Origin of the sequence: Evtepia gabavorous (genome assembly GCF_003425665.1) — a bacterium.
Classification (GTDB): domain Bacteria; phylum Bacillota; class Clostridia; order Oscillospirales; family Oscillospiraceae; genus Evtepia; species Evtepia gabavorous.
On the sequence record NZ_QQRQ01000009.1, the window covers coordinates 1 to 21,340 of the forward strand.

A 21,340-nucleotide genomic window follows, 5' to 3' on the forward strand; every position below is an offset into this window, starting at 1 on the left:
GATAATAAGAGATTATCCTCACTCCTACAACAAAGACGGGTATGCCAAACCGATGGCATACCCGTCTTTGTCACGCAAAATGTATTTTATTTCTGGGGTGTTTTTCTAATAGAATATCCCGCTGTTTTTTACCAGCCACATGGGTGTAGATTTGTGTCGTCAAAATGGAGCTATGCCCGAGCAACCGTTGAATATATCGAATATCTACGCCTTCTTCCAGTAAAAGTGTAGCGAAGGAATGCCGAAACATGTGCGGCGTGATATGGCTCTCCACGCCCGCCAGTCTGCAGTACTTATTAACGATGCTTCGAACGGATTGATCGGATAAGGGTTTGTGCAGTCTATTTACAAAAAAAGCACCACTCTGCGTTATGACATCTTTGTACGCCTCTTGATAACAGTGGAGTGCACCCAAAACATTTGGATTTGCGATTTGCACAAAACGCTCCTTGGCACCCTTGCCGTAGATTTTAATTTCCCCTTCTTCTAAACGAACATCATCGTACCCAAGTGTGCACAACTCTGATACTCTGACTCCAGTTGCAAATAGGAGTTCCAGTACAGCGATATCCCGCAAGGTTCCATCCCGTTGTATTTGTGACCTTGCGGTTTCCTTTTGCTGATAGGCGGATGCCAAAATGGATGAGATCACCGAAAGCGGAATTGTCCTTGGCAGGATCACCGGGATAGCTAATTTGATCCGAAGTTTTGAAAACGGATTTTCCTGTACCAGCCCTTCATACTCCAAGTAGCCAAAAAACGCTTTGATACTGGCAATTTTGCGTCGGATTGTTTTCGGCTTATATTGCTGGTGTAACCTGGAGATATATGCCATAATCTCGTTTCGTGTGAACTTAAAGTTCTTTTGGCCTGCAAGTTCTAAAAATTGAGCCAAGTCGATTCGATAGGCTTTTATCGTCTTTGGGTCAAGCCCTTTTTGATACTGACAGTCCAGTAAATACTGAGAAATCCACTGTTGTAAGTCACACATTTGTGATGCCTCCTTTCTGGTATGGAGACATTATCATACAATACAAAGGAATCTAACGCAAAAGACAAATTCCCTTATTTTATACTTCATTGCTTTTGAAATTCCACGCGATTAGGTTCCATGTTCTTCGCCTCCTTTGCAAAGCGCAGACAGGCGCAAAGGAATGATTAGAAGCACTTATGTGTTTTGACCATTTATCATTGTGGCTGTAATATCCCAATACAAGGCAAATAAAGAACTGCCCCCGGAAGGGAGCAGCCCGTAACAAATTTGCAGTTGGCAAACCATTCATGCGTCTTATGACGCAACTGTATTAGGCCCTTATAGGGCGGCTGGTGTAAGCCACCGGCTCTGCCGGTGTTCTTGACTCGTTGACCAAAACATGGCCCCAAATGTCTACTACTTAGGGCTATACTTGGTCTATTGCCTTACCCACTGCTTTTATTACGCTTAAACATCTTTATTCAACGGTTGGTAAGACAGCCATGGGGGGGGATAGAAATCATGGGGCGGCCATGGCCCGCCGGAACAGATGATATGTGGCGGTAAAGTAGCAGAGCAGCAGAAGAAGAAAGCTGCCATAGGTCAGCGCGGAGAGAAGGAACATGCGGGACAGGGGCAGGTAAGCGGTAAAATCCTCGTAGTTGATCCCGATGAAAAAAACCAAGATGCCCAGGCTGCACAGCACAGCGGCGGCCACAGGCAGGCCGAACCAGAAGAGCATCTGCCGCCGGATCACCTGGTCCCGGTCCTCTGCCGCCATACCCAGGTGGATGGCAGTTTGAAAGCGCCGCCGCTGCTGGCGGGCATCGGTGAGCTGCTGGACAGCCAGCAGGGTGAGGCAGCTGATCATCAGGATGCCCCCGGCGTATGTGCCGACCAGGGACAGCAGGAGCAGGTTGGAGACGCCTTCGTTGGCCTGCAGGGTGTGCAGACGGACGTAGAGGTTTTCCGGGGCGAAGCGGCCTAAGCTCTGCTGGTGGGCGGCGGCGATCTGGTCAAAGGACTGGGCGAAGGAGTAGGAGAGAGGCTGTGCCGTGTTGGCGGCGTAGAAGGTGGTGGCCATGGTCAGTCCCTGGCAGGCGGCGTCGGGCAAAATATAGACGGCCTCTGTCTGGCTGGTGAACAGGGAGATTCCCACGGAGTCCTGGCAGTCCAGTGCCGGCGCTTTGTGCAGGCGGGAGCCGCCGGCGGTCAGGACGGGGGCTGTCTGCTGAAACCCGTCGATGGTGGAGGCGGGGGTGGTGTTGCTCCAGGCCACGCCGTATTGATCTGCGGCCAGGGAAAGGGGCGGCAGGCCCGAAAGGGCGCGTAGCTGGTTGTAGGAGGAGAGGGAGACCGCCAGCAGAGGCAGGTCCCGGTCCTTGCACTTCAGGTCCTCCCGGCGCAGAAGGTAGAGGGCGCCGCTGGCGGTGCCGGTGACGGGGTAGCCCCCCTGGTTGAGGGTGTCGGTGAGAAACTGGTCATCCAGCGGGCCGGTGGGCAGGGCGTCCTCCTGGGCGGTGTATATGGTGCCCACTTGGACCTCGTAGACCGACAGGACCTGCTGGTACCCTTGAATCCGGACCGCCAGCAGGGGGAGGAGGGTAAAGCAGACCAGGGCGGCGGTGAGCACCACGGTAATCACGCCCATGGTTTTGGCCCCGCTGCCCAGACGGCTTTTCAGCTGCCCCAGGAGAAAGAGGTTGCGGTAATACCGGGGCTTGGGTGGGCGCAGGGACCGGGATAGGCTCCAGGAGAGGGTGCTGAACAGCCCCACCAAGGCGAACACCACCAGCAGCAGGGCCAGCAGAGGGGGCATGGTGAGATAGGCTTGGAGTGCGCCTTGGCGTACCAAAGATTTCATCAGTGGGTACAGAGCCAGTAGGCCGCCCCCTGCCAGCAGCGCGCCCAGGGAGAGCAGGAACAACGGGCGCTCTCCGCCTCCGTTGCGGCAGGCCCGAAGAAACCAAATCCCTGTAACCAGGTTCCACAGGGCGGCGCCCAGGACCAACAGCAGGGCCAGCAGCCAGGGCAGGGGAAAGGACAGGCGGCTCAGAAGGGAGAGAATCAGTCCTCCGGCGGCGGTGGAGACCAGGAGAACAGCGGGAATCCATCCCCGCATCTGGGTGCGGAGGGGGAAGGACTCTGTCTTCCGGTCAGCCTGCAGCATGGACAGCACGGGAAGCCGCCGCACCAGAACCAGGTTGCGCAGGCCCACCACCAAAAAGATCCCGCCAAAGAACAGGAGAGTCTGGGCAAGGGTATCTGGAAAAAGGCCGGGCTGGAGCCGGTAGGATTCTCCAAAGGCCCGAAAAACCGCGAAACTGGCCAGTTGGGAGAGAAAGGCCCCCAGGGCGATCCCCGCCAGGATGGCCAGAGAACCGAGGAGCAAGGTTTCCCCGAAAAACAGGAGGGCCACAGTCCGCCGCTCCATGCCCAGAATGGTCTGCACGGCGAAGGACTTCTGCTTGGCGCGAAGAAGGTGGGCGTTGACATAGCTCAGGAGGAACAGCAGCAGTAGGCCGAGCACGGGGATGGCCACCTGCATCCCGCGCTCCAGAAGCTCCAGATGGATCGAGCGGGGGAGGGCGGCCTGGTAGTGGGAGCTGGACAGGGAGAGAAAGCCGTAGAACATGCCCACGGACAGAATCAGTGTGACCAGATAGATGCCGTAATCCCGGGCGGACCGGTGTACGTTCCGCAGGATCAGCTTGCACAGCATAAAATCACCTCCTGGAGAGCATGGTAGCAGAAAGGGACGGGCGTTTGTATGGGGTTTTCTTACAAAGTTCTAACAAAATTGTAAGAAGTAAGAGGGGGCAGAGGGAAAAACAGCGCCCCTGGATGCAGGGGCGCTGGAGAAGGAATCACGCGGCCGCAACATCGGCTAAAAATTGCGTCCAGGTGTCGGGGTGCTCCACAAAGAACAGGGGACAGGCCTTGCCGGTCACATCATAGTGACGGATCACCCGATCCCGGCCGATCCCTGCGGTGTCACAGAGCCAGGCGGTGAGACGGACCAGGGTATCGTAACTGGCCTGGGTAAACTGGCCCGAGGCGTCGGGGTGGCAGACTTCGATGGAGATGGTGTCCCGGTTGCGCTCGTTGGTGGCGGAGGACTTCTCCTCCAGGGGGATGCACTGGATCACCTCCCCGTCCAGCCCCACCAGGAAGTGGGCGCTTACCTGGGTGTCCGGCTGGGCGAAGTAGTTCCGGTTGGCCTGGGCGGTGGTGCCGGGGTTGCCCACGTAGTGGATGGCGATGTCTGTGACCTTCTTCATGGGCTCTCCCCGGCGGGCGGCGCCGTTGACGGGGATGATCTGGACATCCACCCAGTCGGGAAGGGAGACGGACTTCAGGTGGCGCATCTGACCAGAGCCCAGATGGGAAAAGCCCACGGCGATGACCAGAGCGGCGGCAAGCAGAAGAAAGAGGGGCCAGCGCCGCTGGCGGCGGCGACGGCGGCGGGAGGGGGCCCGTGTGATCTGTGTTTTCATGGGGGAAATCTCCTTGGTTATTTGAGCTGTTTGTGTTGATAGGTTTTGTAGAGGAGGGGGATAAAGAGAAGGGTCAGCACGGTATAAAGGACCAGCAGAATGGGAATGGCCCCCATGACAGAGTCCCCCAGTTGGTAGAGGTCGAAATACGCCAGGTCCCGGTTGATCTGCAGCAGCTTATCGGGCAGCAGCCCCAAAATGTTGCTGAGTAAGGTGTTGATATCCCCCAGCATCAGGGCGGGCAGGAAGATCACTGCGAAGGGCAGCACGGCGGCCAGCACCGTGGAGCCGCTCTTGGCGGAGACCCACATGGACAGCAGGCCCAGAAACAGGGTGCCGAGATATCCACCCAGGGCAATGAGAAGAGCCCCCTGGCCCAGGGTGAGGTTGTACAGGGATTTCCAGGCGTACAGCTGCACCGGGCAGCCCGCCCCGTCGGCCCCCAGGAAGGCCAGGGTGATTCCCCCGAAGAGGAGGAAGGGCACCCAATAGAGCACGGTGAGCAGGAGAAGACCGGCGCCCACCTTGGCAGAAACCCCTCTGCCCCGGCCGTGGAAAGTGGTGAAGAAGATGGCGTCGGTTTTCCACTGGCCCTCCTGGGAAAAGATGCCCGAGACCAGAAAGCAGGCGAAGAGGCACAGAATGATAATGACTGTGGGGGAAAACTCATAAAACTGCTGCCAGCCTGTGGTGTAGTCCACGTACATGGGGGTCTCCAGCGCCTGGTACTGCTGGACCAGGTAGTTCTGCTCGGCCTGGGAGAAGGCGAAGGCGTTGTCCTCCAGCCACTGCTGGAGCAGACGGACCCGGTTGGCGTAAAAGTCAGGGGCATCCTCCGGGGTGAGGGTGTCGGCGGTGAAGTAGTCGAAGGCCTGGAAATCCTCGGAATAGGCGCTGTTCAGCAGGTCCCGAATTGCCTCAAAGGCCTGCTGCCGGTGAAAGGCCATGTCCTGCCGGACGACGTCCTCGGACTGGGCGTCGGGGGAGGTCCGCACATCCAAGTTGGCCTGGATGGCCCGGCGGAGCTGGGCCTCATCCAAAGGACCGGCCCAAGCTTTTTGGTCAGCCCGGAGCTGGCGCACGGCGGACAGGCCGTACTGGGTCTGTCCTTCCTCGTCGGTGTAGCGGACATGGCAGGCGAAAAAGGTGGACACGGCCACCAGCACTGCCAGAAGCAGAAGGGCCGCCTTGCCGCTGGGGCGGGCAAAGAGTTTACAGAGTTCATAGCGCAGCATCGGTTTCACCTGCCGTTTCTCCAAAGTAGTGGAGGAAGAGGTCCTCCAAGGTCATCTCCGCCGGGTGGGCCTCCGGCGTGGGGGGCGTCTGGGAGAGCACCCGCAGCTGGACCCCCTGGGGGAGGGTTTTGAGGTTGACCACGGGATACTGGTGGAGAAGCTGGTCCGCCTGGGCCCGGGGGACGGTGCAGGTCCACACCTGGGTGGGGGCCGCGGCCAGCAGCTGCTGGCTGGTGCCGTGGTGAACCAGGGAGCCGTCCTTCATCAGGAGGATTTGGTCGGCGATGTACTCCACATCGGAGACGATGTGGGTGGACAGCAGGACCAGGCGGTTTTCCGCCAGCTCGCTGATGAGGTTGCGGAAGCGGATGCGCTCCTTGGGGTCCAGACCGGCGGTGGGCTCGTCCAGGATGAGAATTTTGGGGTCGTTGAGCATGGCCTGGGCGATGCCCGCCCGGCGCTTCATGCCGCCGGAGAGCTTTTTCATTTTCTGCCGCCGGACCTGGGTGAGCCCCACCTGCTCCAGCAGGTTTTGCATCCTCTGCCGGGCGGTGGCCGGGCGCAGGCCCTTGATGGAGGCGATATAGAGCAGATAGTCCTGGACAGAGAAGTCGGGGTAGTAGCCAAAGTCCTGGGGCAGATACCCCAGCAGATTTCGATAGGCGCTGCCCAGGGAGAAGATGTCCTGCCCGTCCCAGGTGATGGTCCCCGAGGTGGGGGTGAGGAGGGTGCAGAGCATCCGCATGAGGGTGGTTTTGCCGGCGCCGTTGACGCCCAGCAGGCCGTAGACACCGGTGTCCATGGTGTAGGACAGGTTGTTTACGGCGGGAAAGGATGAAAAGGTCTTTGTGAGACCGTCAAGGATCAATGCCATACAGGGGATACCTCCCAAATTGTTTCACAGGTGTTTTGCAGCTTGCGGATGGCGTAGAGAAAGTAGACGGTGGCCAGCAGAAGCATCCCCAGCCACATGGGCAGGGAGATCATCCGGTAGACCTGGTCACTGAGGATGAGCAGCACCCACACCGCGGTCCAGGCCAGGCAGAGGGGCAGCGCCGCGTAGCAGACGGTATCCCGCCGGTGGGACAGGGTGCGAAGACAGATACAGCCGGTGACCAGGAACGGGAGCAGAAAATTGATGATGAGGTCCCGCAGGGTGGCCTGCCCGGCCAGCAGGGCGGCGGAGAAGAACAGGGTGAGCAGAGCCAGGTCCACCAGACCAAACAGAACCATCCGGGCGGCGTAAATTTGCCGCAGGGAGTAGTAAGCGGTGCACTCGATTTCCAAGGCGCCGCTGGACCGGTTTTTCCACAGCTCGGGCAGGACCAGCACCACAAACAGGGGAGCCAGGGTGCCCATGGCCCGCTGGACCTCATAGGCGGTGCCGGCGGACTGGAGCAGCCACCAGAGCAGGACCAGCACCGCCCCCTGGAGCAGCCACCAACGCTTGTGGAGGAACTGGGCCTGCTGGCGGAGAAATTCCAGCTGGGACAGGGGGCGGGAGGCCTCCCGCTGGCGGAAGGCCTGGGTGGCGGCCCGAACGGTGGCCTGAACGGCCTCCTCCCGGGGCTGTGGTGTGGGAAGGGTGTCAAAGGGGGGACGTTTCATCAAGGCGCCTCCTTTCTGAGAAACTGCGCCAGGAGCTCTCTGGCTTTGCGGATACGGTACTTGACCAAGGGGAGACCGATGCCCAGAATTTTGGCGATTTCCCGCTGCTTGCGTTCCTGGAGGAAAAAGAGCACCGCGGCGGGCTGAATCTCCGGCGGCAGGACGCGAAAGGCGTCCTGCAGGTCCAGGCGGGTGTCCAGGGTGTCCAGCGGGCGGTCCGCCGGTTCGGGCAGGTCGGCAAGGGGGAGTTCCGACTGCCGACGGTAATGGTCCCGGCACAGGTTCCCGGCAATGACATAGAGATAGTTGGCCGCTTTGCCGTAGTGCTTGTATCGGTCCAGGGAGGCGAAGAACCGGGCAAAGGTCTCTTGGGTGAGGTCCTCCGCGTCGTGGATTTCCTGGAGGTGGTAGTGGCAGTATTGCAGGATGCTGGGGTAGTATTTCCGAACAAAGCATTCGATGGCCTCTTCCTCCCCCCGTTTCATCTGGGAAAGCAGCCGGAAATCTGCGTCCATGGGAGTCCCTCCTTTCTGGTCAAAGTAGAAAGCGCTTTCTGCATAGTATAACGCGGGGGAAAGGCAAAAGGATAGCGGCGGGAGGAAAAAATGTTCAAAAAAAGGGGAAGCAAAGAAAAGGGAACCCCCTTCCGCACAGCTGCGCGGAAGGGGGTTCGTTGAAACAAGAGGGTTATCCTTGTCCCAAATTGACAATTTTCCAGTGTCCTCCATTAGAGCGAGCAACGTACCATTGGTAATCATAAGTATCATTAGGGTTAAAGCCATTTTTGGGGGCAAAGAAATCATCTGTGGTAAAAGTTGAATGAAAAACAACTCCCTCGTCAGCATTGTATTCTGCTGCCCAGTTCCAGGTATCTGAAGAGGCATAAGCATCAACATACTGTAATTTTGTCATCGTGCAGCCGGAAAAACCGTACTTGAAACGGCGGAGCACAACATCCGCCGCGTCCTGAATTTCCTCCTGGGTGAACTGTTCAGAGGGAGCGGATTTGAACTGAAAATCCTTCGACAGTGTTCCCCCGAACAGGGTCCAGAAGAGAAGGAAGCCCAGCACCAAAAGGGGCAGGAGGATGAAGAGGGGCTTTAGGGCGGTCAGTTCTTTTTTCATAAATATAGCTCCTTTCCAAGACGCTGATGTTCCCTCGCGGCGTTGTGGCAGACCAGGGAGATATCTGCCTGGATTCATGGCTGATGGGAGTTTCGGTCATGCGGACGCACGTTTGCCGTGATGTGCCGAACCCCATGCCAAACGAGGCTGAGGAGGACTGCGATCCCTGTGGAAAGGCACAGGGTGGCTGCGAACAACAGCAGCATCCCGGACATGCCCAGATGGAACCGGGGGAACTGGCGTAGATAATAGATCACCAACACATGGTTATAGTAGATCCCCATGGCGTGCCGGGAAAAGAACGAGACGACCCGTCCTGCTCCCGGGCATGCCCTGAGCCACTCCCACACCCCTATGCCGCAGAAAAAGGCCAGTAGGGTGGCTGCCAGCAGAGCGGGACGAATGGCGTGGAGGATGCTGAGCCGATGGGACAAGGCGCAGTACAGACAGGCAAACACAGCGGAAATAAGCAGAAGGGGAAGGGCCGCTTTTTTGCACTGAACCCGCAGATGGGAGCGATCCAACCGCTGTAAGCACATGCCGGCGACAAAGTAAAAGCTCCAAGTGGGAAAGAGCATCCACAGGTGGGCCGGAAGGGAGAATGGGAGCAGCTCCAGATCATGAAGGAGATATCCCCCTTGCAGCAGGAAGGTGACCATCAGGGCCCAGGCGGCACTTTGGACCGGCGCCCGGTTCACCCACCGCCGCAGCAGGGGGTAGAGGAGATAGCATTGGAAGAGGATGGGGATGAAATAGAGATGGGGCGCCCCCTGGCCGGTGAGCAGTTCCCGCAGCAGCCAGGGAGGGTTTCCCAGCTGGCCGCCCCAAGTGTGCAGGTCAAAGCCTGTGTTGGCGAGGGCATAGAGCAAGACCCACCCAAGGTAAGGGGGCAGCACACGGGCGCTGCGGGTCCGCAGGAAGGTCAGGTAGGGGACCTGTCTGCCCGTTTGCTCCAGAGAGAAGCCGGAGAGAAGGAGAAAGAGGGGAACGCTGAACCGGGCGGCTTGGTTGAGGAGAAAGGCCAGATTCATCCCCAGGAAGAGGTGGCCGGTCTCATAGGAGAGGTAGGTGCTGCTGACGTGGATGCTGATGACGGCCAGCATGGAGACGAGCCGGAGAAAGTCAATTTCCAGCAGCCGGGCTGTCCCTCGGGGCCTGCCGCCTGTTTTGCCCAGGGCAGAGGTGGTTTGAGAGGGGGGCGCAGGGGACGTCCAAGGGGAGGGGGTGTACCCCCCTTTTCTCTGTTCAGTTGTGTTAAAAATGGAAATGATCATGATATGTGTGTTATAGAGCGCAAAGAGAGTGGATTGCCGGGGGCCTGCCCTCTTTGCTGGTGACGGTTGGGCACGGTTCAGCACCGTTTCACAGGGGGCATTTGAGGGGTGCTCTACCAATAAGACGAATGAGGGAGGGGAAATAAGACACAAAGTGAGAAAATTTGTGGAAGTTTTTTCGATTTTTGGGCACCGCTGGGGACCGTTGCGGGAGAACGGCCAGCCTCCCTTCCGCAAGGCGGCGCGGAAGGGAGGCTGAAAAAGCGGGAGAAAATTAGGCGGTCAGGGTAAAGCTGTCCAGCAAAAGCTGTTCTTCCGTGTCAGGGATTGCGTCTGCCTGGAAAAAGAGGTCATAGAACGCATCGCCCTTGGGGAAGAGGTAGTGGATGGTTTCCGGCTCGTCTCTGTCCGGCCAAGGAACGAGAGAAAGGCTGAGATATCCATCCTCCCCATAGGACTCAAACATGTGGTCCACGTGTCCCTCCGGAGCGACCAGCTGTAAAATCTGGTTCAGTTCCTTTTCCGCGTGCCCGTCACCGAGAGAATCCAGGTCCAGCGCCGCTGCGTTTTCATAGGCAATGACGGCCACACCGCCCACCTCCGTGCCGTCCAGGAACAGCGTAAGGGTGTTGTTTTCCTGCTCTTTGGCGGTGATCGTGGCGGGCAGGGTCAGGGAATAGGCCTCCGTCCCCGCGGTTTTCGCAGCGGTCTCCCCCTTCTCCTCCTCCGCTTGGGCCGCACAGGCACAGCATGTGAGAAGAAGTGCCGCGGAGAGGGCCAGGAGGGGAAGTTTTTTCGTCCATCGGTTTGGCATAAAAAGCACCGTCCTTTCTGATGGGTTCAACTATAAAACGATTGAGAGGAGCGATTTGTGACACAAGATGGGAAAATTTGTGGAAAATTTTGCACGGCGCGATGGAGGACGTCTCTTGAAAAGGGGAAAGGTTATCCCTGCCCACTACTCACGATCGTCCAATGCCCGCCATTTGACCGGGCCACACGCCAAGACCAGTCTTGGTAGTTGCTGTTTGCGTTCAGGTGACTTTGCTCGGCGGTGTCATCGGTGACGAAGTCACAGGTGAAATAGAGGCCCTGATCCTTGTCATATCGTTCGGCCCAGTTGTCCTTTTCGCTGGAAGAAGCACCATCTACATACCGAAGTGTGGTCATGGTGGCGCCGCGGAAGTCTTTGAAGCTTCGGACGACCGCGTCTGCCGCGTCTGAAATCTCCTGGGGGGTATAGGTCTGGGAGGGCTCTGTGACGAATTGGAAGTCCTCTGCCAGCTGCCCACCCCCAATATTTCGGTACAGGCTAAACAGACCGACAGACAACACCAAGGCCAGCAGAGTGAGGGAGACGGTGTGGTGTTTTTTCATAAGAAACGACCTCCTGTTTGTTTTGTTGGTGTTCTACTGATAAAACGAATGAGGAGGGGAAAATATGACAGGAAGCACCCCACTTTTATCGAATGCTAAGGTTATTTTAATTACTCCCGTCCCCAGATACGAACCCGGGGACGGGAGCACATGGATGATAGCGCGAAGACCTGATGCAAGGAAGAGAACTGGTTTCCTTTCCTTGAGAGAGAAATCATGGTGTATCGGAGTCCACTTTGATGGACGATATTTCTTTTACAGAAATATCATGTTCAAATGGAAAATAGCGGACGCCTTGATGATCCATGAAATAGGGTTCCGTATCCTCTAATAAATTGTTGAGCAAAATTTCTTCACCGCTATGATACGCAATCGTAATGGTGGGAAGGTCTGAAACCGACTTGTATTTCTCAGCCGGACAGACAATCCCCCATGGAGTTACCTCGGGTATAGGTGTCTGGTTTCGCAGCAAAGCATCCTCTTTTACGCGGCGCATGAGGAAACTTGAGGCAGGATGGCTGGGATTTTCTTGTGGCACATCAAGTGATACATACAAGAAAGGGGAGCTGTTATCCGGCAAATCGGTACGATATACATAAGTGGTGGAGGATGGATTGGCTCTAAATTTCCGGATCAAATGATCTGGATGGTGGGACAGTGTACCGGGGCTGTTGCTGCTCCTGTTTTGTGAAGCGGCATACGCGCTATTTATGGTGTCTGGAACAGACACAGAATAAAAACAACCGGCTTCCGTTGAAATAGCATAGTCCAAGGTCACTGTATTTCCATTCTCAAATCGTAGTTTTGAGGTTGGTACTGTATTCAAGGGGCCATTCTTGACCAACAAAAAGATCAAAAAAACGAGGATGACAACAGAAAAGATGCCAATACAAACCCTTATATGTTTTGTTTTCATGAGAAGATTCCGTCACCTCCTGAACGGTCATTTCTGATCACTGCATTTGTTTTTCGGCTTATTGGTTTGTCATAAAAAGCACCGTCCTTTCTGGTGTGTTCAACTATAAAACGATTGAGAGGGGCGATTTGTGACACAAGATGAGAAAATTTGTGGAAAATTTTGCACGGCGCAATGGAGGCAGAAAGAGACGTCCTCTCAGGCCGCTGCGCCGGAGGACGTCTCCAGAAAAAGGGGAAAGTTACCCCTGTCCGTGGTTTACAACCTTCCAATGTCCGTCGTCTGACCGGGCAACATACCAGTTCCACCCCTGATAGGTGCTGTTGGGATTCAGGCTGCTCTTGTTGGGGAGATCGCCGGTGGTGAAGTCTGAGACAAAATGGATGCCTTGCTCCATGCCGTCTTTCTCCGCCCAGTTGTCCTCTTCGCTGGAAGAGGCAACATACTGCAACTTTGTCATGGTGGCCCCGGAAAAGCCTTTGAAGTAGTGCAGGACCGCGTCTGCCGCATCCTGTATCTCTTCGGGGGTATAGGTCTGGGAGGACCCGGTTATGAGCGAAAAGTCGTCAGAGGTCTTCCCAGGAAAGGGGAAGTTATGGGTCAGGATGGTGAAACCGACAGCCAGTAGCAGGGCCAGCAGAATGAGGGAGATGGTGTGGTGTTTTTTCATAAGAAACGACCTCCTGTTTGTTTTCATGAGAAGATTCCGTCAGCTCCTGAACGGTCATTTCTGATCACTGCATTTGTTTTTCGGCTATTGGTTTGTCATAAAAAGCACCGTCCTTTCTGGTGTGTTCAACTATAAAACGATTGAGAGGGGCGATTTGTGACACAAGATGGAAAAATTTGTGGAAAATTTTGCACGGCGCGATGGAGGCAGAAAGAGACGTCCTCTCAGGCCGCTGCGCCGGAGGACGTCTCTTGAAAAAGGGGCGGTGTTTCTGTTTTCAGGATGTTGCGGTTCCACTGTGTTAAGAGTAGCGTGCGACATCCCCGATGACGGATGGTATATCATCGATTTTCTCAAACTCGAACCGTTCTCCCTGGATGGTGATGGCAAAGCCCTTGCCGTCATAGGTGAATTCCTGGTCGGGGATACGATCTCCATAGTTGGAACTCTGACAGGAGATTAAATACGAATCTCCCTTTTGCTGTCGCACCTCACCGAGTATAAAGCAGTCATTTTTTTGGTCCGCGTAGTAAACCTGATTATTTTGGTCTACTGCTAAAATCTTTTGAAATTCTGCTTCGCCAGAGGTATAGGTTCCACAAATGGTTTCTGGGGTAGAAGAGGAGTTGTTGGTACAGCCGACCAGAAGAGCCAGCATTGTCAAAAGGCATAACGAGGTGAGGATGCGATGCTTCTTACTGTTCATACAAGTCTAACCTCAAAGTAATTCCGAGTTGGTGTTACAACGGTATTATAACCTTTAAACCACCATTTAGAGGTTCCAATCAAGCGTTCATAGTTGGCATATCTTTTGCAGGTAAGATCCCTATAAACGAAAAGTTTGCAAGGCTTATTCACGGGAGCGCTGACAAAGTAACCGGCTGTACTCCCTGTGGAGCCGACAGAGACACTTGTAGAAATGGGTCCCCAACCTAAATTCAAGTTAAGGGTCACAGAATTACCAAAACCTCCATCGACCCAATAAAATCCGCCGCCATAAGAAGGAAATACTGTGCCATTAGAAGGTTGTCCCTTAGCGTAACCAATGGGGTGTTTGACTAACGTTTGTGTGTTGACGAGTTCTCGCTTGGCTTCGACATCATGTGCCCTTGGGCTTATCGTTGTAGAACCGTCTTCAATTCCATCTGCAGAGGCGGATACTGATATCGCCATAGAGAAAACAAAAAGAAACGACAATATTACGGATAAAAGTTTTCTTTTCATAAAAAATTCCTCCTTTTAATTTGTAATCCATTCCATGGGGCTTTACGACAACTGGCGAGAATATAACTATTCTCTGGGTGGTTACGAACAGGTTCTTGTCACAGACTTCTGGGGCTGCTTGACGCCGTTGACAGTGTAGTCCACGGTCAGCTTGTAGGTCTTGCCTTTGGAGACGGTGGCGGTTTTGGTTGTTTGGATTTTCCCGGTTCCCTTGATTGTCCAAGTTTTTAGGCAAGTTTTTCCGGTCCAAAGCTTGGCGGTTGCCGAGAGAGTATCCGAACTTCTGTCTCCGCGGACGATAATCCGGCAAGATGCGGTGGTCCCACTAAAAGAGAGAGACGGCTGTGCGGCGGGGAGCATCGCAGGGCCGGAGGCCTGGGCGGTGATGCCCAAGAGCATCACCAGGATCAGAGACAGTGCCAGCAGTTGTTTTCTCATACAAATCACCTCCCTTCATTTCGTGTTCAGCTACTGTAACGAATGAGGGAGGTGATTTGTGACACTAAATTTGAAAATTTTTCAGAAAATATTATTTTTCTTCTCGAATGACGTTTTCTGCCATATATATCAAAGTATCTTCTTCTAAGTAGGCGGACAAAGTGAGCAAGGCTTTTGTTTCAGGGTCCGTCCAGACCAGTGTGTTGGAGTGGGTTCCTGTATTATCAAAATAATAATCTGCGGGGGTTCCGTTGATTGAAACTGTCTTTTGCTCCATCTCATCTACGAAGAAAAGGGAGAGCATAGATTCAGTGTCTTCTGTTACATACTGATAGGAAAAACTTAAATATTCTCCGGCCTCGTTTTCATAGAGTTCATCTCCTGTGGTTTCAGCTTCATAACGGTCTGTTTCCCAGTATCCAGACGGAATTTCAGAAAGCCGATAACGGTGTGTTGCCTCCGAGACATCGTTGTGGAATCGATAATCGACGGTGCCTCCAATTTGTTCAGATAACCACCCAAAGAATGCCTCCCGTGCCTGGGCATTGGTGGACAGGAAAATCGTTCCCCCCAGCAGGAAGAAGCAGGCCACGCCCTTGAGGACCCGGTACACCGGCGCGCGTTTTCGTCTGCGCAGGAGGGCCTCCATTCTGTTCAGAAAGGCGGGGGAGAAGGTGTGATGACATTGGTCCGGGTCGGGGAGGCTCTGGTCCAGCAGAGCGCCGGCGTCCCGGACGGCCTGGCGCAGACGGTCCTCTGAAATCATAAAATTCCCTCCTCTCGGCACAGTTCTTCCAGGCGGTCCCTGGCCCGCTGCTCCAGCTTGCGGGCGGCGGGCCAGGAGATGCCCATGAGTTCAGCCACCTCCTTGGTGGAGTAGCCCAGCTCGTGTTTCAAACGGAGAAATTCCCGGTACCGGGCGGGCAGCTTCAAAATGCACCGGGTCAGCCCGTCCTCCGGTTCGTAGGCGGGGGCGAGGCCCGTGGTCTCCTCCCAGAGAATTTCTTCCTTGCGATGGGTTTTCTTGCGGTATAGGTCGATAGCTTTGTTCTCAACTATAGTAACGAGGAAAGCCTTGGTTTTGTGACGCTCCAGACGAGAAAATTTTTTGATATGTTCCGCCACGGACAAAAACGCGTCGTGGACCGCGTCCTCGGCATCCTGCTCGTTCTGGAGAATCTGGTTGGCCACGTAGAACATCAGACCCCGGTAGGTCTCATACAGGGTGATGAATTGGTCCCGGTCCTCTGGGGCGTCGATGACTTGCAGATAGATCAACATGGCCCGTACCTCCTTGGGGTTGATGTCACAGCATGGCGGAGACCCGCTGATGCATGTCATAAAGTTCCTCCACCATCTCCCGGATGATCTGGGCGGCGGGTTTCACGTCGTGGATGCGGCCCAGAACCTGGCCTATGGCGATCTGGGCGGCCTGGGGCTCGTCCTGCTCGTAGGCGGCTTTGGTCACGGTGCCCCGGATCAGAGGGTAGAGTTCGTCAAAGGTGGGGTGGTGCTGTTCAAAGGCGATGATGTCCAGGGCCCCCTGGGTTTTCAGGGAGCGCAGGGCGTTGCGGATGCTGGTCTGGGTGAGGACGGTGTCGGTCTCCCTGGCGTCGATGACCGTTTGGCGCAGTCGGGGCCCGATGTCTGTCTCCTGGGCCATGAGGAACCGAGTGCCGACCATAACCCCGTCCAGGCCGGCAGCCAGGGCGGCGTACAGGGTCCGGCCGTCGCAGACGCCGCCGGCCCCCACCACGGGGAGGGTGCATCGCTCGGTGGTCAGGGGCCACTGGACCAGGGAGCCCACCCCGGCCATGCCCGGGTGGCCGCCCCCCTCATACCCCACGATACACACCGCGTCGCAGCCCACCTCCTGGGCGGTGTGGGCGAAACGGGAGTCGGGAATCTTGTGCATGACCAGGCAGCCGGCCCCCTTCAAGGTGTCCATAAACGGCTTGGGGGAACTGCCGGCGGTCTCCACAATGCGGACCTTTTCCTCTGTGATGGCCTGGAGAAAGCCCTTGATGGGGCCGTCGGGCTTGGTATCCGGCAGGAGGGAGAGGTTGACGCAGAAGGGTTTGTCTGTGAGGGTTTTCAGCAGCTGAATGTCCTGCTGAAAGGCCTCCGGCGTGTCATAGGTGGTCATGTTGATGGTGCCCAGGCCCCCGGCGTTGGAGACCGCGGCGGCCAGCTTGGGCTTGGAGAGCCACTGCATGGCGCCTTGAATGATGGGATACTGAATGCCGAACAGGTCGGTGATGCGCGTTTTCATGGTGCTTCCTCCTGGATGGAATGAAATCTGAGGAGGCACGGGCGCGGGACATGTGATCTTGTCCATGGTACCCAATTTGCCGGTGAAAGTCAATGCGGACGGTGGGCCGGGCAGGGCCGTTTCTGACGGAGAAGGTTGTGATACTGCCTAATTCGTCGGCGGGAAATAAAATAAATTATAGGGGAAATGGCAAAAACAGGTTTGACAGCGTCTCTGGATGGGAGTATAATACACCATAGATTCTACTGGAAGCGTGAAAGGGAGGAACCAATATGGAATTCAAAACCGCCACCATGGCCGACTTTGATGTGGCCTTTGACTACATTGAGAAACTGTGGACCTATAATACCTATGACAAGGAAGTCATCCGCAAGGTGTATGCCGATGTGCTGGCCGATGAGAACAGCTTTGCCTTTTTCCTCATGGACGGGGATACCTACCACGGCTTCTGTCACGGGGCGTATTTCAACACCTTCTGGCTGTCCGGCATGACCTGCTACGTCTCCAGCATCATCACCAATGAGGACGAGCGGGGCAAGGGGTGCGGCGTGAAGCTCATGGACCACGCCAAGGAACTGGCCAAGGCCAGAGGCTGCAAGGCCTTGGTGCTGGACTCCGGTATGCCCCGGACCCAGGCCCACCGGTTCTATGAGATCTACGGATTTGAAAAAAGCTGCTACGGCTTTGACTATTATCTGGAGCCGTAAACGAGGAAACCTGCCGAGAAAAAACCGGCACCTCCCGCCAGGGAGGTGCCGGTTTTTCGGGGTTCCATACCGGGTTTTCCCCGATGTACCTTTACAAAAAAAGAAATCCCTTTAGAATAGAAGGGGATGGATATGGACACCCTCTCAGAAAGGAGCCCCCTTATGAGTTTTCGAAGAATCGAATATTTTTTATCGGTGGCCAAACACCTGAATTTTACCAAGGCTGCCCGGGAATGCTATGTGGCACAGGCGGCCATCAGCCAGCAAATCAAGCAGTTTGAGGAAGAACTGGGCTTTAAGCTGTTTGACCGGGGGGGCACGGCGGTGGCGCTGACCCCGGCGGGGGAGTATTTTGCCCGCCAATGTCAGAGCGTTCTGTCCCAGTACCACGGGGCGGTGAAGCAGGCCAGGTCCATTGCCGACGGCAAGAAGCAGGACCTCCGCCTGGGCATCAACGGACCCTACACCCAGGAGAGCATTCCCGGCTACCTCCGGCAGTTCCGGCAGCTCTACCCCGAGGCGGCCATCCACCTGCGGGAGGGGGGACGGGAGGAAATCCTGGACGCCCTGTTCCAGGAGGAGCTGGACGTCATCGTGGTCCCTGACTATGACCTGGAGCTGGACCAGCGGTTTGACGTGCTGGAGCTGAACAGTGAGCGGGCGAAATTTATGACCGGTCCTCACACGCCTTTGGCCGGGCGGCAGTATGTCTCCCCGGAGGAGCTGGTGGGCCAGACCATTTTCCGGGTGGAGGGACTCAGCGAGGACCCTCAGGGACATCCCCTCCCCGACTACTTCGTCCGACTGGGACTGGGAGAGAACCCGGTCCAGCGGGTAAAGACCTATCTGGAGGCCACCATTCTGGTGCAGGCCGGTTTGGGCATCGCCGCCATTCCCGGGGGGATGGAGGGGAAGCTGGCCCGGGATGTGAGTGTCTTTTCCATAGAGGGGGACTCCTTTCGCATCCGGACGGTGGCCCTGCGTCTGCTCCCGCCGGTGAGTGTGGCCGCGGACCACTTTTTCCAGGTGATTCGCCAGGACCCGGAGCGGGTGAAACAGGGGGTATAAGTTTTTCTGATTACCCCATTAGTTTTCGGTGTTTCCCAAATCCCGGGGATTGTGCTATAACAGAGTCAGGAAGAAACCTTCCCAACACAATGAGGTAATGGAGCAAAAGAAGGATTTGGTCCCTGTTTTGCAAGAATAGAAAGGAGCACCGAGTATGAACGTCAAGCTGGACGAACGATATGATCTTTACATCAACGGAACGTGGGTTCCCGCCTCCGACGGCCGGGTTTTCACCACCACCAACCCCGCCACAGGGGAGAAGCTGGCCGAGTGTGCCGAGGCCACCAAGGAGGATGTGGATGCCGCTGTTCAGGCCGCCTGGGCTGCCTTCCCCGCTTGGCGAGACTTGGAGCCTGACAAGCGCGCCGATATCCTGCTGAAAATCGCGGATGTGATCGACGAGAACAAGGAACTGCTGGCCACCATCGAGTCCATGGACAACGGCAAGCCCATTCGGGAGACCATGACCATTGACGTGCCCTATTCCTCCGATCACTTCCGGTATTTTGCCGGCGCCATCCGCACCGAGGAGGGAACCGCCAGCGTCCTGAAGGACCATGTGGGCCACTTTATGAACATCATCCTCCATGAGCCCATCGGCGTGGTGGGGCAGATTGTGCCTTGGAACTTCCCCTTCCTGATGGCAGCTTGGAAGCTGGCCCCCGCTCTGGCTGCGGGCGACTGCATTGTCTTTAAGCCATCTTCCACCACCTCTTTGAGCGTGCTGACCCTGGTGAAGCTCATCGGTCATCTGCTGCCCCCCGGCGTGCTGAACGTGGTCACCGGCGGCGGCGGCCGTGCCGGCCAGTATATGCTGGACCATCCCGGCTTCCGGAAGCTGGCCTTCACCGGCTCCACCGAAGTGGGCCTGGATGTGGCCAAGGCCGCGGCCGACAAGCTCATCCCCTCCACCTTGGAACTGGGCGGCAAGAGCGCCAATATTTTCTTTGAGGACTGCGACTGGGATCGGGCCTTGGACGGCCTCCAGCTGGGCATCTTGTTCAACCAGGGCCAGGTCTGCTGCGCCGGCTCCCGGGTCTTTGTCCAGGAGAGCATCTATGACAAGTTTGTCGAGGCTGCGGTAAAGGCCTTTAACCAGGTCAACGTGGGCGATCCTCTGGACCCCAACACCCAGATGGGCTCCCAGGTGGACCAGGGCCAGCTGAAGAAGATCATGTCCTATGTGGAGCTGGCCAAGGAAGAAGGGGCCACCATCGCCTGCGGCGGCGAGCCCTGCAAGGAGGGTGCCTGCGCCAACGGCGCCTTTATGAAGCCCACCTTGATTGTCAACGCCAACAACAGCATGCGGGTGGCCCAGGAAGAGATCTTCGGGCCCGTGGCTGTGGTCATCAAGTTTAAGACCGAGGAAGAGGTCATCGCCATGGCCAATGACTCTGTCTATGGCCTGGGCGGCGCTGTCTGGACCCAGGATATCAACCGGGCCTTCCGGGTGGCACGCGCCATTGAGACCGGCCGTATGTGGGTCAACACCTATAATATGATCCCTGCGGGCGCGCCCTTCGGCGGCTATAAGCAGTCCGGTATCGGACGGGAGACCCACAAGGTCATCCTGGAGCACTACACCCAGCAGAAGAATATCATGATTAACCTCAACGAAACGCCCTCCGGCTTCTATCCCGCGAAGTAAACTGGAGTCCTGTGTCAGGGCGGAGGGGAAACTCCCTCCGCCCTGTTTCATCAAAACCCGCCCTCGCCAGAATGTTTGGCAATCTGTTGGGGCGTGGTCCCGATAGAACCATGTCAGAAAGGAAGAAAAGGAATGTCTACTTATTATTTTGTTCCCAGTAGAAACGTATTTGGCGAGGGCTCTGTGGCGGAAACAGGCCATCTGATGAAGAGCTTGGGCGGCACCAAGGCCATGATCGTCACCGACGAGTTTTTGGCCTCCAACCCCATGACCACCCGGATTCAGGCCATCCTGAAGGAGGCTGGCGTGGATTCCGCCGTGTTTGGCAAGGCAGAGCCCAACCCCAAGGACACCAACGTGGTGGAGGGGGAGACCTTCTACCATGAGAATCGATGTGACTGTATCCTCTCCCTGGGCGGCGGCTCCTCCCATGACTGCGCCAAGGGCATTGGCCTGGTGGCTAGCAACGGCGGCAAGATTGCCGACTATGAGGGCGTGGATAAGGCCCATGAGGCCCTGCCTCCCCTGGTGGCGGTGAACACGACCGCGGGAACTGCTTCGGAGATTACCCGCTTCTGCATCATCACCGACACGGCCCGGAAGGTAAAAATGTGCATTGTGGACTGGCGAGTGACGCCCGCCATTGCCATCAATGACCCGGAGCTGATGGTGGGGATGCCCTCCTCCCTGACTGCGGCCACGGGAATGGACGCGCTGACCCATGCGGTCGAGGCTTATGTCTCCACCGACGCAAATCCCCTCACCGACGCGGCAGCCATCAAGGCCATTGATAAGATTGTCCACTATCTGCCCCAGGCTGTGGCCAACGGGGACTATATGAAGGCCCGGTCCGAGATGGCGTATGCCCAGTACCTGGCAGGGGTCGCTTTCAACAACGCCTCTCTGGGATATGTCCACGCCATGGCCCACCAGCTGGGCGGCTACTATAACCTGCCCCACGGCGTCTGCAATGCGATCCTGCTGCCCTATGTGCAGGAGTTCAACCTGATCGGCAACCTGGAGCGGTTCGCGGTGATCGCCAAAGCCATGGACCTGAATGTGGACGGCATGTCCCCCTTTGAGGCGGGCGAGGCCTGTGTGTATGGTCTGAAGACCTTTGGCCGGTACCTGGGCATTCCCCAGAACCTGCGCTCCCTGGGGGTAGACCCGGCGGACTTCGAGGTGATGGCGGAGAACGCCATGAAGGACGCCTGCGCGGCCACCAACCCCAGAAAGGCCACCAAAGACCAGATCATTGCGATCTTCCAAAAAGCCTACGACGGAGATTGATTTCTCCCTCCCTTCTTT

Annotated in this window: 23 protein-coding genes; 4 read left to right on the forward strand and 19 right to left on the reverse strand. The window is 56.4% G+C overall.

Annotated elements, in window-relative coordinates; all coding sequences use genetic code 11:
- Positions 1-70 precede the first annotated feature (70 nt).
- From DV520_RS06735 to DV520_RS06820, 19 genes are all read right to left on the reverse strand, one after another.
- Positions 71-991 carry a tyrosine-type recombinase/integrase gene (locus DV520_RS06735; protein ID WP_117142229.1) on the reverse strand — a complete coding sequence of 307 codons (921 nt, stop codon included), beginning with the start codon at positions 989-991 and terminating at the stop codon, positions 71-73.
- 502 nt (positions 992-1,493) lie between these two features.
- The gene (locus tag DV520_RS06740) at positions 1,494-3,695 is read right to left on the reverse strand and encodes an FtsX-like permease family protein (RefSeq protein WP_117142230.1); all 2,202 of its coding nucleotides are present in this window, start codon (positions 3,693-3,695) and stop codon (positions 1,494-1,496) included.
- 145 nt (positions 3,696-3,840) lie between these two features.
- Complete coding sequence (locus DV520_RS06745) at positions 3,841-4,470, reverse strand: peptidoglycan recognition protein family protein (protein WP_117142231.1); 630 nt, start codon at positions 4,468-4,470, stop codon at positions 3,841-3,843.
- Positions 4,471-4,487: 17 nt separating this feature from the next.
- Entirely contained in the window at positions 4,488-5,714 is a 1,227-nt protein-coding gene (locus tag DV520_RS06750; protein WP_133308835.1) for an ABC transporter permease, read from the reverse strand.
- A complete protein-coding gene (locus tag DV520_RS06755; protein ID WP_117142233.1) occupies positions 5,692-6,579 on the reverse strand; it encodes an ABC transporter ATP-binding protein in 888 nt (295 codons plus the stop codon). The genes DV520_RS06750 and DV520_RS06755 overlap by 23 nt, the downstream gene beginning before the upstream one ends.
- Positions 6,570-7,313, reverse strand: coding sequence for a hypothetical protein (locus DV520_RS06760; RefSeq protein WP_117142234.1), 744 nt, complete (start codon positions 7,311-7,313; stop codon positions 6,570-6,572). Before DV520_RS06760 ends, DV520_RS06755 begins: the two co-directional genes overlap by 10 nt.
- A complete protein-coding gene (locus DV520_RS06765; RefSeq protein WP_021919245.1) occupies positions 7,313-7,828 on the reverse strand; it encodes an RNA polymerase sigma factor in 516 nt (171 codons plus the stop codon). Before DV520_RS06765 ends, DV520_RS06760 begins: the two co-directional genes overlap by 1 nt.
- 172 nt (positions 7,829-8,000) lie before the next feature.
- A complete protein-coding gene (locus DV520_RS06770) occupies positions 8,001-8,438 on the reverse strand; it encodes a hypothetical protein (RefSeq protein ID WP_117142235.1) in 438 nt (145 codons plus the stop codon).
- Positions 8,439-8,512: 74 nt separating this feature from the next.
- Positions 8,513-9,712, reverse strand: a complete 1,200-nt coding sequence (locus tag DV520_RS06775) for an acyltransferase (protein WP_117142236.1) — start codon at positions 9,710-9,712, stop codon at positions 8,513-8,515.
- A gap of 274 nt (positions 9,713-9,986) precedes the next feature.
- Entirely contained in the window at positions 9,987-10,526 is a 540-nt protein-coding gene (locus DV520_RS06780) for a hypothetical protein (protein ID WP_117142237.1), read from the reverse strand.
- A gap of 131 nt (positions 10,527-10,657) precedes the next feature.
- The gene (locus DV520_RS06785; protein ID WP_117142238.1) at positions 10,658-11,089 is read right to left on the reverse strand and encodes a hypothetical protein; all 432 of its coding nucleotides are present in this window, start codon (positions 11,087-11,089) and stop codon (positions 10,658-10,660) included.
- 214 nt (positions 11,090-11,303) lie between these two features.
- Positions 11,304-12,005: a hypothetical protein gene (locus DV520_RS12135; RefSeq protein ID WP_133308836.1), complete on the reverse strand. Its 702-nt coding sequence runs from the start codon at positions 12,003-12,005 to the stop codon at positions 11,304-11,306.
- 241 nt (positions 12,006-12,246) lie between these two features.
- Positions 12,247-12,675 carry a hypothetical protein gene (locus DV520_RS06795; protein ID WP_021920394.1) on the reverse strand — a complete coding sequence of 143 codons (429 nt, stop codon included), beginning with the start codon at positions 12,673-12,675 and terminating at the stop codon, positions 12,247-12,249.
- Between the two features lie 301 nt (positions 12,676-12,976).
- The gene (locus tag DV520_RS06800; RefSeq protein WP_021920251.1) at positions 12,977-13,381 is read right to left on the reverse strand and encodes a hypothetical protein; all 405 of its coding nucleotides are present in this window, start codon (positions 13,379-13,381) and stop codon (positions 12,977-12,979) included.
- Positions 13,378-13,899 carry a hypothetical protein gene (locus DV520_RS12140; RefSeq protein ID WP_133308837.1) on the reverse strand — a complete coding sequence of 174 codons (522 nt, stop codon included), beginning with the start codon at positions 13,897-13,899 and terminating at the stop codon, positions 13,378-13,380. Before DV520_RS12140 ends, DV520_RS06800 begins: the two co-directional genes overlap by 4 nt.
- Positions 13,900-13,980: 81 nt before the next feature.
- The gene (locus DV520_RS06805) at positions 13,981-14,337 is read right to left on the reverse strand and encodes a hypothetical protein (RefSeq protein WP_117142241.1); all 357 of its coding nucleotides are present in this window, start codon (positions 14,335-14,337) and stop codon (positions 13,981-13,983) included.
- Between the two features lie 91 nt (positions 14,338-14,428).
- Positions 14,429-15,103: a DUF4367 domain-containing protein gene (locus DV520_RS06810; RefSeq protein ID WP_117142242.1), complete on the reverse strand. Its 675-nt coding sequence runs from the start codon at positions 15,101-15,103 to the stop codon at positions 14,429-14,431.
- Positions 15,100-15,618: an RNA polymerase sigma factor gene (locus DV520_RS06815; protein WP_021920254.1), complete on the reverse strand. Its 519-nt coding sequence runs from the start codon at positions 15,616-15,618 to the stop codon at positions 15,100-15,102. The genes DV520_RS06810 and DV520_RS06815 overlap by 4 nt, the downstream gene beginning before the upstream one ends.
- A 25-nt stretch (positions 15,619-15,643) precedes the next feature.
- Positions 15,644-16,609, reverse strand: coding sequence for an NAD(P)H-dependent flavin oxidoreductase (locus DV520_RS06820; protein WP_165850054.1), 966 nt, complete (start codon positions 16,607-16,609; stop codon positions 15,644-15,646).
- A gap of 272 nt (positions 16,610-16,881) precedes the next feature.
- On the opposite strand from DV520_RS06820, the gene DV520_RS06825 reads away from it, so the two are divergent.
- The 4 genes from DV520_RS06825 (at position 16,882) to DV520_RS06840 (ending at position 21,322) form a co-directional block, all read left to right on the forward strand.
- A complete protein-coding gene (locus DV520_RS06825; protein ID WP_021920478.1) occupies positions 16,882-17,316 on the forward strand; it encodes a GNAT family N-acetyltransferase in 435 nt (144 codons plus the stop codon).
- Between the two features lie 162 nt (positions 17,317-17,478).
- Positions 17,479-18,384 (forward strand): LysR family transcriptional regulator, encoded by a 906-nt coding sequence (locus DV520_RS06830; RefSeq protein WP_165850055.1) that lies wholly within the window; start codon positions 17,479-17,481, stop codon positions 18,382-18,384.
- 154 nt (positions 18,385-18,538) lie between these two features.
- A complete protein-coding gene (locus DV520_RS06835) occupies positions 18,539-20,032 on the forward strand; it encodes an aldehyde dehydrogenase family protein (protein WP_117142246.1) in 1,494 nt (497 codons plus the stop codon).
- A 132-nt stretch (positions 20,033-20,164) separates the two neighbouring features.
- Positions 20,165-21,322 carry an iron-containing alcohol dehydrogenase gene (locus DV520_RS06840; protein WP_021920475.1) on the forward strand — a complete coding sequence of 386 codons (1,158 nt, stop codon included), beginning with the start codon at positions 20,165-20,167 and terminating at the stop codon, positions 21,320-21,322.
- Positions 21,323-21,340 lie beyond the last annotated feature (18 nt).